Source organism: Desulfovulcanus sp. (assembly GCF_982781345.1).
The window spans coordinates 13,435-25,443 of record NZ_CEYAEZ010000002.1 but is presented as its reverse complement, the minus strand read 5'-3'; the positions used below and the strand labels follow the sequence as shown (position 1 = coordinate 25,443).

The 12,009-nt window shown below is 44.6% G+C and carries 10 protein-coding genes; 3 read left to right on the top strand and 7 right to left on the bottom strand.

Going from position 1 to position 12,009, the window contains the following annotated elements:
• The first annotated feature begins 2 nt into the window (after positions 1-2).
• The 3 genes from AC3WVG_RS00560 to AC3WVG_RS00550 all read left to right on the top strand — a co-directional run bounded on the left by AC3WVG_RS00560 (position 3) and on the right by AC3WVG_RS00550 (position 2,827).
• Positions 3-1,154 (top strand): DUF6781 family protein, encoded by a 1,152-nt coding sequence (locus AC3WVG_RS00560; protein ID WP_488796233.1) that lies wholly within the window; start codon positions 3-5, stop codon positions 1,152-1,154.
• A 140-nt stretch (positions 1,155-1,294) separates the two neighbouring features.
• Complete coding sequence (locus AC3WVG_RS00555) at positions 1,295-1,705, top strand: PaaI family thioesterase (protein ID WP_252379883.1); 411 nt, start codon at positions 1,295-1,297, stop codon at positions 1,703-1,705.
• Between the two features lie 261 nt (positions 1,706-1,966).
• Positions 1,967-2,827 carry a hypothetical protein gene (locus AC3WVG_RS00550; protein ID WP_488796232.1) on the top strand — a complete coding sequence of 287 codons (861 nt, stop codon included), beginning with the start codon at positions 1,967-1,969 and terminating at the stop codon, positions 2,825-2,827.
• Between the two features lie 301 nt (positions 2,828-3,128).
• Here the strand turns inward: AC3WVG_RS00550 and AC3WVG_RS00545 are convergent, their stop codons facing one another.
• The 7 genes from AC3WVG_RS00545 to murG form a co-directional block, all read right to left on the bottom strand.
• Entirely contained in the window at positions 3,129-4,841 is a 1,713-nt protein-coding gene (locus AC3WVG_RS00545) for a radical SAM protein (protein ID WP_488796231.1), read from the bottom strand.
• Between the two features lie 117 nt (positions 4,842-4,958).
• Positions 4,959-6,188 carry a cell division protein FtsZ gene (ftsZ, locus tag AC3WVG_RS00540; protein ID WP_488796269.1) on the bottom strand — a complete coding sequence of 410 codons (1,230 nt, stop codon included), beginning with the start codon at positions 6,186-6,188 and terminating at the stop codon, positions 4,959-4,961.
• Between the two features lie 62 nt (positions 6,189-6,250).
• On the bottom strand, positions 6,251-7,477 hold the full coding sequence (gene ftsA / locus AC3WVG_RS00535; RefSeq protein ID WP_488796230.1) for a cell division protein FtsA: 1,227 nt from the start codon (positions 7,475-7,477) through the stop codon (positions 6,251-6,253).
• Between the two features lie 128 nt (positions 7,478-7,605).
• The gene (locus AC3WVG_RS00530) at positions 7,606-8,427 is read right to left on the bottom strand and encodes a cell division protein FtsQ/DivIB (RefSeq protein ID WP_488796229.1); all 822 of its coding nucleotides are present in this window, start codon (positions 8,425-8,427) and stop codon (positions 7,606-7,608) included.
• Positions 8,418-9,362 (bottom strand): UDP-N-acetylmuramate dehydrogenase, encoded by a 945-nt coding sequence (gene murB, locus AC3WVG_RS00525; RefSeq protein ID WP_488796228.1) that lies wholly within the window; start codon positions 9,360-9,362, stop codon positions 8,418-8,420. The genes AC3WVG_RS00530 and murB overlap by 10 nt, the downstream gene beginning before the upstream one ends.
• Before the next feature lie 39 nt (positions 9,363-9,401).
• Positions 9,402-10,781, bottom strand: a complete 1,380-nt coding sequence (gene murC, locus AC3WVG_RS00520; protein WP_488796227.1) for a UDP-N-acetylmuramate--L-alanine ligase — start codon at positions 10,779-10,781, stop codon at positions 9,402-9,404.
• 134 nt (positions 10,782-10,915) lie between these two features.
• Positions 10,916-11,992 carry an undecaprenyldiphospho-muramoylpentapeptide beta-N-acetylglucosaminyltransferase gene (gene murG, locus AC3WVG_RS00515; RefSeq protein ID WP_488796226.1) on the bottom strand — a complete coding sequence of 359 codons (1,077 nt, stop codon included), beginning with the start codon at positions 11,990-11,992 and terminating at the stop codon, positions 10,916-10,918.
• Positions 11,993-12,009: the final 17 nt, after the last annotated feature.

The window sequence follows — 12,009 nt, the reverse complement described above, 5'->3', positions numbered from 1 at the left end:
TCATGTCGGAAAATCAAATGAAGGATCGTATCGTCGAAGAGTTAAAGAAGGCTAAAGAAGCTGAGAGGATCACATCGGAAAAGATATACGACATCGTTAAGGAGGCGGTGGCCGACACCATGGCAGAAACCAAAGCCGGTATTGAGGAGTTTCGCTCTATCGTAAAGGATGCTGTAACAGCTGCCGTTGAAGGATTAAAAGACGCCGAAGCGAACATAACAGAACACATCGAGGCTGTCATTGAAGGGGCCATGGCCGGCGTTCGCAGCCGTGGAGATCAGACCGTCGACCTTATCAGAAAAGAGATCAGCGAGCTTGAAACAAAACTTGAAACCGAAAAAGCCAAACTGGCCCAATCTCTTAGAGAAGGTCTTGAAGGAGCTAAAGAGGCAGGAGCTACATTGTCCGAAGAGCTCAGAGCTCAGATTGAATCTGCTTTAACCGGCATCAAATTAAAAAGTACAGAATTGTTGGGTTTGACCAAGCAGACTGTAAAGGAAGCAGTCAAACAGGCCATAGAGTCCGGTGAGGATATAAAAGAGACCGTGGCCCAAATTACCAAGGATGCTACGGAAAAAGCCCTGAAAGAAGGCCGATTCAGGGCGAAAAGGGTAAAGGAGATTGCCGAAAAAATCCTCTCTGGAGCTGTGGAGGCCGCTGAGGAGACCGGCAAGGAGATCAAAAATGTTGCCCATGGCGCTTTTGAAGGGGCTCAAAAAGGAATCGCATCAGTAGTAGAATCCATTGGGGATAAAACCAGGGAATTTATCCACGAGGACCTTGCCCGGACAAAGAAAGATCTTGAGGCAATCGAAGAGCTTTTTCTGGAGACTGTTCTCAGTGTGGCAAGACGCTCGCAAGAAGTGGCAAAAGAAGTATTAACCGAACTTGTTGAACAAACTGAAAAAACGACTTCTGTCTTGAAAAAAGAGACTGGTCGTACAGCGAAAAAAATTGCTGAAAGTTTGAAAGAAACAGGAAAAGACGTTGCCAAAACCATTGCGGAGGCTGGAAGCAAGATAACCCGCGTCATGACTGACGAGGCTATAGAACTCGGGAAAAAATCCGTGGAGGTAGCAAAGGGGGCCATCTCGGGTATGTTGAAGGGGGCAAAAGATGCCCTTCAAAAAGGAAAAGAGAAAGAAAAAAAGTAATTCTAAACTATAGTCTTTGATGGCAAGTGAAAATCACCGATAAAGGCTCAAACCCCATAATACTGACGTTCTACAATGAAAGAGTATCTTGTTGGGCAAACTTATATATAGCAAGAATTAATTAATGAGGAGACTACTCTGTGGAAAACATTAAAAAATTCTTCAAAAATGACAGGTTTGCAGAACATGTCGGGATTGAATTACTAGAAGTGTCTAAAGGGTACGCAAGGGCAAAGTTAGAAATCCGGAATGAACATCTAAACAGTGTCGGGACTGTTCATGGAGGAGCAATATTCGCACTGGCAGACTTGGTATTTGCTGTTGCTTCAAATTCACACGGAACAATTGCTATGGGCATTAACGTGAGTATTTCCTATTTGAAAGCGGTTAGAGAAGGAACAATTTTTGCGGAAGCAAAAGAAATTTCCAAGAATCCAAAACTTGCTTCCTATACAGTGACCGTATCGGATCAAAGCGGAGATACAATAGCTATCTTTCAAGGGATGGTATACAGAAAAAAAGACAAACTACCTGTCCCTGCAAAAGAGTAGAAGAGTCTGTGGCCAAACCCCATTTTAACTACCAGATTAGAAATCCTGGTTTCTTGAAAGCATTGCAAAGGGCTGGGTAACCCATCTTGGTATTGAAAAAAATTATGAAAATTTGTCCCCTGAGTAGGGTTTGGCCACAGACTCAAATGCTCAAACAGGGAATTTCCAATCAATGGTAATGGTGAGTAATTTTGTTGACAATAACGAACACCTCAATAATTATATTATTTTCGTCAAAGTCTACTTAAATTTGGATAAACAATGGACCGTCTTTTCAATTTATCTAACAAAACTTTCGATATGGCCAATAGGGCCTGGAAAAGTAATGTCAACAGACGTTCTATTGGTATTCTACTTATATTGATCTACCTTGCTTCACTTATCGTCATTGAACTGGGGCGAAGAGAGCTATTGCCCCCATCTATTTCAGCTCTCATACCTAGAAGTCATTTTTATGCTATAAGTTTTACTTTTACCTTCCTGCTTTACATAGAGGTCATAGATCTCGTCTTTGGCCTTGCCCGATCTGTTTCGGAAGCTCTAGGAAAGCAGTTTGAAATTTTTTCGCTGATTTTACTTCGCCAGTCCTTCAAAGAATTTGCCCATTTGCCCGAGCCACTGCATTGGCCCAAAACAATCGAACCCATTTTGTATATCCTCTCTAATGCAGGAGGAGCTTTAATTATATTCTTTATCCTTGTATGTTATTATCGAATCCTTTACCATCAACCAATAACCTACGATCAAAAGGAAGAATTCCATTTTATCTCAGCCAAAAAAACAATCTCGCTCATCTTACTAATAACCTTTGCGGCTATGGGTATCCTTTTTTCTATTACATATATTCAATCACGCTATACATTCGACTTTTTTACGACATTCTATACAGTTCTGGTTTTCAGTGACATCCTGATCGTTCTTGTTTCCTTACGTTATAGCCACGCTTTTCCAGTAGTGTTTAGAAATTCAGGATTTGCATTGGCAACTGTGATGTTAAGGTTATCTCTAACAGCACCACCATACTATAATGCTGCCCTTGGTATTTGTGCTGCTCTTTATATTCTGGCACTCAAATACGCTTACAATCGCTTTGTTCCGCTTCACAAAGCCAAACGTAGCTAAATGCAGCCTCTTAAGCTTCTTCCACAAAAGAGTCTGTGGCCAAACCACATTTTGACTACCAGATTAGAAATCCTGGTTTCTTGAAAGCATTGCAAAGGGCTGGGTAACCCATCTTGGTGAAGCTTGCGGATAAGCAGAGCATCGGGTCGACAAAGCTAAATATCTGGTACTATGTCATAACTATCAACAATAAAAAGAATATTCATTTATCCCAAATGCCCCATTATGCTCTGCCCGCAAGCAAACTATAGATGGGTCCAGGCATTTGCACCAGCATAAAAGAAACCAGGATTGAAAAAAATTATGAAGATTTGCTCTCTGAGTTGAGTTTGGGCACAGACTCAAAAGCCTCCATCCCGCACCTCTGGCATTTAAGGCACCCGTTTTGCGGACATTTAGGTGTGGACAGACATTTTTTATATCTTTCCCACTCTCTGAGCAAATAATCTTTTCTCACCCCTATTTCCAAGACGTCCCACGCAAAAACTTCATCGGCATCCCGCTCCCGGTCCAGATACCAAGAGATATCACCGGACCAAAGCTTCAATGCCCTACGCCAGTTACCGTTCTCATCGACTACCAATGTGAGCAAAGAGTAGACCTGTTCATCGCCTCGAGCCAGAAGGCCCTGGAGCCTGGCCTGAAAAGCTTTCTCGCCCGAGAATCTAACACCTTTAAAACCTGAACACATCTTTTTAAAACGATGCAGCTTATCATTTAACTCCTTTTCTGAAGCCATAGGTGCCCATTGCATAGGGGTCCAGGCCTTGGGCACCAGACAACTAGCACTGATTTGAATAAGTTCCACTCCTTTCTTGCGTTTACCCTGCCCCTTTATTCTGGCTGACTGCAACCTCTCCAAAAATTCAGACAAATCCTGCCAATCAGCTTCATTTTCTCCAGGAAAACCTAAAATAAAATAGAGTTTCAACTTGTTAAACTGCAACGCACTAATAAGTTCCACAGCCTGAAAAAACTTTTCGTCATCAAAACGCTTATTTATAGCTTTACGCAGCCTTTTACTTATGCCTTCTACGGCCAAGGTTAAAGTCCTGGTACCTGTACGCCGCAAAAATTCCAAAAACTCCTTGTTTAAGCCATCAGCTCTCAGTGACGACAAAGAAAATTTAATTTTTTGTTTGTTTAGGAAGCGCAAAAAGGGATACAGACCCTCCCAATCTGTCAAAGCCGTACCGACCAGCCCCACCTTTCTGGGTTTTACCTCAAGCACTATTTTCTGCACATCTTCAAGACCTGCTTGCCGGGGTGGACGATAGATAAAACCGGCTGCACAAAATCTGCATCCATACGGACAGCCCCTGTTGATCTCGATAAGGAGCATATCCCTAAACCTGGATTTACCATGCACGAAACAAGAATAAGCAGGTTGTAGGGGCTCAATGCCTTGTGCCCCGATCCTTAAAGAAGGAAGACCTGCTATTTGCCTTTTAACTCTTTTACTATTTTTAGGAACAAATACCCCGGGAAGGTCGGCTATTTTTTGCAAGGAGGCTTCTTTGCTTTCTCCAGCAAGCCACATTTTCTTGATTTTTAGGACCAGAGATACAAAAGATTCTTCTGCTTCGCCAGCATAGAAAAAATCCAGACTAGGGAGAATTGGGAAAGGATTTAAAAAAGCGATCGGCCCGCCAGCCATAACCAGTGGCCAATCGCTTCGTTTTTGGGCTAAAAGAGGAATTCGTGAATTTTTAAGAAGTCTTAAAACATTTACATAATCGCCTTCAAAGTTGAGGCTAAAACATATAAGGGGAAAGAGGGATAAAGGTTTTCCCGAGTCAATAGAGCGCGCAACCTCACCATCTTTTCCGGTACCAAAAAACCGCTCTACTACGAAAAAATCATTCTTTTCAGTGAGCAATCTATATACAACCTGCCAACCCAACGTAGACAGGGCTAAACTCTCTTCTTCGGGAAAGACCAGGGCTATCGGTAACCGACCACCCCACTCCGGGATTTGCGGCTTTACACGATCCCTATATACAAGTTCTTTCACAACATGATTGGTTTTGTGTTCTGAAATGAGTAAGTTGAGCAAATTTGCAAGCTGCCAGCATTATATACATTGATTTTTTCCACTCAACTACTCACCCGAATAAATTAATGACCAACTTCAATCTGCTTGCATGCGAATAAAAGAGGGTATTTCAAACTCATCTTCATCAAAAATAAATTCTTCCCCTTGAGTATTTGATGCGCTATTTTTCACTTCATTTTTATCAACCGCTCTGCGGCCCTGACGTAGATACGTAGGAATACGCAAATCATCTTCCGAATCAGGATCAATCTGCACGGTGCGAGGTCTCTTGACTATACTCCCTTTTTCTTTTCTGGCCTTACTAATAGAAGTGACCCTGGAGCTTTCAGTTTCAATACTTTTTTCGTTTGCATCTTCAATACCAGTGGCAATGACTGTAATGCGCATTTCATCACCCACATTCTGATCAAAGACTGTTCCGAAATAGATCTTTGCATCTTCGTGAGCTGCTTCATGGATTATGTTGGCAGCTTCACTAACCTCATCAATGGTCAAATCAGGGCCACAGGTTACGTTCATGAGTACGCCTTTGGCTCCATCAATAGAGACGTCTTCTAACAAAGGACTGGTTATGGCCTTCATGGCTGCCTCTCTGGCGCGACCTTCTCCCTGGGCAATGCCTGTGCCCATCATGGCCAGCCCCATTTCAGACATGACTGCCTTTACATCGGCAAAATCCAGATTGATCAGCCCCGGAACCATAATCAAATCAGAAATGCCTTTAACTGCATAATAGAGCACTTCATCGGCTTTTTTGAGCATCTCCAAAAAGGTGGCTTTTTTGGAAGCCAAGGACAAAAGACGGTCATTGGGAATGGTGATGATGCTGTCCACCACCTCTTTTAAGGCCTTGATTCCCTTTTCAGCCTGCATAAGCCTTTTTTTCCCTTCAAAATAAAAAGGCTTGGTAACCACAGCCACGGTCAGGGCTCCTAGTTCCTTGGCCACCTGGGCAATCACCGGCGCGGCTCCGGTTCCTGTTCCGCCACCCATCCCCGCGGTGACAAAGACCATATCACAGCCATCCAGGACCTCGCGAATCTGCTCCGTACTTTCCATGGCGGCTTCCCGGCCAATATCTGGATTGGCTCCTGCACCCAGACCTTTTGTCAACTTTTCTCCCAATTGCAGTTTAAATTCGGCTTTAGAGTGTTTTAAGGCCTGGACGTCTGTATTGGCAGTGATGAAGGTTACTCCTTTCATGGACGAACAGATCATATTGTTTACGGCATTACCGCCGCCACCACCGACGCCGACCACTTTTATCTGGGCATTGCTTTCCATTTCAATTTCCAGGTATTCCATTTCTTCCTCCTTCCCCTTGCTTTTAGCCATTTGCTCCTGCCTTAAGCATTCAAAAAAACAAACTAACTAATATCCACAAACCACTTACGCATCCTAGATAGGATACGGTTAAAGATATTTTTGTCCCGAATTCGGAACCGCTGCTCAGAGCTTTCCTTTTCTGCTCCATACCTCAAAAGCCCCACAGCAGTGGCATACATCGGGCTATTGACAACATCCTTTAGTCCCCCAATTTGGATAGGATATCCTATACGGGTGGGCAGATTAAAAATCTGTTCAGCCAGTTCCTGCACCCCTTCGATTAACGCTGCTCCTCCGGTTAAAACTACTCCGGCTCCAATGGTCTTTTTGTATCCGGACTTAATCAGTTCCTGATCAACCAGAGCCAGAAGTTCTTCCATTCTAGGCTCGCAAATCTCGGCCAGAACATGCCTCGACAAACGTCTGGGAGGCCTGCCGCCCACACTTGGCACCTCAATCACCTCATCCTGTTGAACGAGATCAGCCAGAGCGCAACCGTATTTGATTTTAATCTGTTCCGCTGCCACCATTGGAGTCCTCAAACCAAAAGCAATATCATTGGTCAAATTGGTCCCGCCTATGGCCAGGACACTAGTATGCTTAATAGAATCATTATTAAAAACGGCCAAATCTGTTGTTCCTCCACCAATATCCACCAAGGCTACGCCTATCTCCCGTTCCTCTTCTGTCAGCACGGCCTTGGCCGAGGCAAGGGATTCCAAAACAATATCCTCCACATCCAACCCCGAACGATGACAGGATCGAACAATATTCTGGGCACTGCTGACAGCTCCGGTGACAATATGTACCTTTACCTCCAGCCTGACCCCTGCCATCCCCAGCGGATCAGCAATGCCACGCTGATCATCAACAATAAACTCCTGGGGTAAAATATGGATAACTTCGCGATCCAGGGGAATGGCTACAGCCTTGGCCGCATCAATAACCCGCTCAATATCCCGGGTGCTGACTTCTCCGCCCTTAACAGCTATTACTCCGTGGCTGTTAAACCCTTTGATGTGACTCCCGGCAATGCCTGCATAAACCGATCTGATATCACATCCAGCCATGAGCTCTGCCTCTTCCAGGGCCTTTTTGATGGATTGCACAGTTTGTTCAATATTGACCACAACTCCCTTGCGCAGGCCAGTGGAAGGACTTGTCCCTATACCAACCACATCTACCCCATCAGGTGATATCTCGCCCACAACCGCACAAATTTTTGTAGTCCCCAAATCCAGCCCTACGATCAAATCAGATTTGGCCATAATTCTATCCTTTAAAAGGTTAAAAGGTTTAAAGGCTAAAAAGTCAGGAGACTAAAAGGTTTAGAGGCCAAGAGATCAATTTTGGCTTCTCCACCTCTTCACCATTTTACCTTTTTATCTTTTAGCCATTACCTAAAACCTACCCATACCTGTCCTTTAAGAACATGGATTTTATTTACTTTGTTTAGCTCTCCCCTATTGCGCAAATCTTTCCAGACCAAGCTTAATCTATGCACATTTTCTAAAATTTCATCCATATCCAGGCTGAGCTTGAGCCGTGGTTTTTCCAAAAAAGCTTCCATCCTGTTTAAACTGGTCAAGTGTATCCCGGCCAAATCCTGCCAGGAAAAAGGGAACTTCTTCTTATCCAGCAAAGAAACTATTATTGGTAATTGCTCTTTAGCCCGCGTACATTGTGCATCTACATAAAGTACAGGTAGAGAAATAAAATTCTTGGGCAGCACCTCGGCTATACGCTCACCCAGCCGATTAGCATAAAAAAGCTTTTGGCCATATTTGACCCAAAAATAAGCTTGGCGTTCAACAATAGCGATCCTAATCTTGTCAGGTAGTTCCCGACGTACATAAACCTTTTTAATCCAAGGGTTTTTTGATAATTTATATTGTAGCTCAGCAATGTTTAAGTCCAGAATATTCTGACCCAGGTTCAGCCCCAAGGAAGAAGTAATTTCTCCGTAAGTAAGGTGCTTACAGCCTTCTATTTCAATCTGTTTCAGGGCAAAATAATTACTACCTGTTACCAAACGATAACCATAGATAAGACCCAGGCTTATGCCCGCTATAAAAACTAAACCAACCACAATTTTCAGGCCCAATATGAAAATTACCTTTACCAGCTCTCCTAGGCCTTGCCTGACGGTACTCGAATTTTGTCGGTAACTTTTTACTCTGCTAACGGGCCTTTTTCTGGCCATGGCATCTAGATGCATGGGACAACTTTAACCTCCATCTCCAAGGCAATTCCCCACATTCTGCTCACTTTATTCTGGGCAAACTCAATTAATTCCAGGGCCTGGCTAGTTGTCCCGTGACCGTAGTTAACCAAAAAATTAGCATGTAAAGCGGAAAAGCCTACTCCTCCAAGCCTCTTCCCTCTAAAACCAGCTTGATCCAATAACCACCCGGCTGAAACTTCCTTCACTCCTCCATCAAAACCTATTTTCTTCGCCAATAAGCTACTTTCCCGTGGGTTCAGGTTTGGATTTTTAAACACACACCCTGCCGTAGCCTGAAGAACAGGTTGCGTTTTTTTTTTGCGCTCATACCAGGAGGCAATTCTCTTTTTGATCTCCCCTGAATCATCTTTTCCAAGCCTTAAAATAGCACCTAAGATTAAATAAAACCCGCTTGTTCTTTTTAATCTAAAATTTCGATAAGCTATGTACGTATCCTCTCTGTCTACCCAGAATATCCCCTGCTCAGGGACCCAGACTTTAACCTTCTCTATTTTCGAACCTATTTCGACACCATGCGAGCCGGCATTCATGGCCACAGCTCCACCCACAGTTCCCGGTATCCCGGCCAATCCTTCAAGACCACTAAGACCTTTCTTTATGCACCAGCCCAAGAAACGAGGTAAACTCAAACTCGCTGAAACTTCTACGAGGACCTCGTTTTCCCTTTCGTCCAAAATTTGGGGTGTTTCTCCCCCTGCCCATTTTATCAGGACCAAATCCACGTCTGCATCGCGAAACAAGACATTGCTCCCCCGCCCCAAAACAAAAGCCAAATCTTTTATCTCCGGCCAGACACGACCAAGTTCATCCAGATCAGAGCAAGAATGGGCCAGATAAAGCCTTCGCCCTCTGCCTCCGAGTTTTAATGTGGAAAATTTCTTTAACTCCGGCCTGTCTATAATCTGCATGAGCTTCCCATCTTCCTGATGAACGTATGCAATACGCCCCTACTTCTCCGTTTCACCGCTTCCTTTCAAAAACTCTTCCCCTACTTTCCACACACTGCCTGCACCCAGAGTCAGAAACAAATCATTCGGTCTGAGTATCTCTGGCAGAGCCTTGGCCACAGCATCCAGGTCTTCAAAAAATATAACAGGAGTTCCGCTGACCTGCTTGATGCCCTGAGCCAGGCTGAGCCCATTTACTCCAGGGATGGGGTCCTCCGAAGCCGGATAAATTTCTGTCAGAAGTAACAGGTCCACATCTGAAAAGACCCGGCAAAAGTCACCAAACAAGACCTTGGTCCGGGTAAACCTGTGTGGCTGAAACAGAACTACCAATCTTTTCTCCGGGTAACATTTACGAGCCGTTTCTAAAGTAACACGAATTTCAGTAGGATGGTGTCCGTAATCATCAACTACCAACACCCCGTCTAGCTCTCCTTTTTGCTCAAACCTTCGTCCTACACCGCCAAACAACTCAAGTCCTTTAATGATCTTCTCCTTGTCAATGCTTGCTTCTATGGCAATACCAATGGCAGCCAAGGCATTTAAAATATTGTGGCGACCTGGTTGGTTCAGACGGACACGGCCCCAATAGTTATCGAACATAAACACATCAAACTCTGACCCGCGGCTACAATTTATGATTTCGGCCCGCAGATTATTTTTCGACCCAAATCCATAGGTAAGGACCGGCCTCTTGACATGAGGCAAGAGAGAATCAACCCCCGGATCATCTCCGCAAACCACATTGACTCCATAAAATGGTATCGAGTTCATAAATTGGACAAACGCGCCCTTGATTTCTTCAAGATCTTGATAATAATCCAAGTGATCCGCATCCACATTGGTGACAATCGTCATAATGGGGAACAGACAGAGAAAAGAACCATCTGACTCATCCGCCTCGGCAATAAAAAACTCCCCTGTGCCTGGCAGGGCATTACTTCCGTAAGAATTCAGACGCCCACCAATAATTACAGTGGGATCCAACCCTGCTTCCTTAAAAATCGTACCCAAAAAAGAGGTAGTGGATGTCTTGCCATGCGTTCCAGCCACAGCAATACCGGTCTTTAAACGCATAAGTTCAGCCAGCATCTCTGCCCTGGGAATAATAGGAATCTGTTTTTCTCTGGCTGCTACAAGTTCTGGGTTGTCATCTTTGATGGCCGTAGATTTAACCACCACCTGGGCCTGTCCCAGATTATTCTGGTCATGTCCGATAAATATCTTCGCTCCCAGGCCTCGTAATCTGGCTACCTGCACACTTTCGCTCAGATCAGAACCGCTGACTTCATAGCCCAGGTTAAGTAATACCTCGGCAATCCCGCTCATGCCTGAGCCACCAATCCCGACCATATGTATTTTTTTTACTTTTGCCTGCATTCTTTTGTTTATTGGTTTATTAGTTAAATAGTTTATTGGTTAAATGGTTTATTAGTTTATTGCTTTATCTTGGAAGTCTCATTTCACTCTCCCAGCATCCCTCACACGCTGTAAGCTATTATCCAATCAACTAATCAACCAACTAACTGGCATAATTCCTCGACAATAATTTCAGCGGCATTGGGCCTGGCCAGACTTCTGGCTGCCCGGGCCATTTTTTCTAATTTATCAGGCGCACAGAGCAAGTCCTCGATAACTTGAGCCAGGTTAATTTCCTCCAGATAGCTCTGCACCAGAACCATTGCTGCTCCTGCCCTTTCCAATACTTTAGCATTGGTCAACTGGTGATTATGCGTGGCATAGGGGAAAGGAACCAAAATTGCTGGTTTACCGGCCACGCAAAGTTCGGCCAGAGTCGTGGCTCCAGCCCGGCAAAGAACAAGGTCGGCATAAGCATAAGCCTTGGCCATATCTTCAATAAAAGGCTCCACTTTAGCCTGTGGATATTTCCGGGCATAGACCTTGTTTACCTCTTCAAAATCCCTTTTCCCGGTCTGATGCCAGATCTCTATCCCCTGGGCCTTGAGTTGACTAAGACAGTCTGTAACCGCCTGATTTATAGCCCTGGCTCCCTGGCTCCCACCCAGGACAAGTAACCTTTTTCCCCTGGCATGGGATAAAGTCTCTTTGGCTGCCAGAGAAACAATCTCCCCCCGGATCGGGTTGCCACTTAAAATAACTTTATCCTCCGGGAAAAAACCATGTTCGTCTGGAAAAGTTAAAAAAACCCTGTCTACCCGCTTGCCCAAGATTCTATTAGTCACTCCGGGAAGGCTGTTTTGTTCATGAACGGCCGTAGGCAAACCCATCCATCTGGCAACCAGGACCGGAACAAAGCCAGCATAACCGCCAAAACCAATCACCACCTCTGGCTTAAAAGAACGCAAAAATAAGAATGACTTAACAAGGCTCTGACTGAGCCAAAAAACTGTGGCCAAAGACCTTATCCCCCTGCCAAGTACGCCCCTGGCTGGTAATCCCTTAAATTCCAGGCCAGCTTTTCGGGCCAGAGCCGCTTCCGGTCCTGACTCACCGCCCAAAAAGCAAATTTTACAGTCAGGATTTTGCTCTCGTATTTTCTCGGCCACAGCCAGGGCCGGGAAAATATGTCCGCCCGTGCCCCCTGTAGTTATAACCACTCGCTTAAGCATCTTAGTTAAATGGTCGA

What these genes read in the sequence shown, in the direction of transcription:
- AC3WVG_RS00530 (WP_488796229.1), bottom strand. Translation starts at nt 8,427, where the DNA reads ATGCATCTAGATGCCATGGCCAGAAAAAGGCCCGTTAGCAGAGTAAAA.
- AC3WVG_RS00560 (WP_488796233.1), top strand. Translation starts at nt 3, where the DNA reads ATGTCGGAAAATCAAATGAAGGATCGTATCGTCGAAGAGTTAAAGAAG.
- murG (WP_488796226.1), bottom strand. Translation starts at nt 11,992, where the DNA reads ATGCTTAAGCGAGTGGTTATAACTACAGGGGGCACGGGCGGACATATT.
- murB (WP_488796228.1), bottom strand. Translation starts at nt 9,362, where the DNA reads ATGCAGATTATAGACAGGCCGGAGTTAAAGAAATTTTCCACATTAAAA.
- AC3WVG_RS00550 (WP_488796232.1), top strand. Translation starts at nt 1,967, where the DNA reads ATGGACCGTCTTTTCAATTTATCTAACAAAACTTTCGATATGGCCAAT.
- murC (WP_488796227.1), bottom strand. Translation starts at nt 10,781, where the DNA reads ATGCAGGCAAAAGTAAAAAAAATACATATGGTCGGGATTGGTGGCTCA.
- ftsA (WP_488796230.1), bottom strand. Translation starts at nt 7,477, where the DNA reads ATGGCCAAATCTGATTTGATCGTAGGGCTGGATTTGGGGACTACAAAA.
- ftsZ (WP_488796269.1), bottom strand. Translation starts at nt 6,188, where the DNA reads ATGGAATACCTGGAAATTGAAATGGAAAGCAATGCCCAGATAAAAGTG.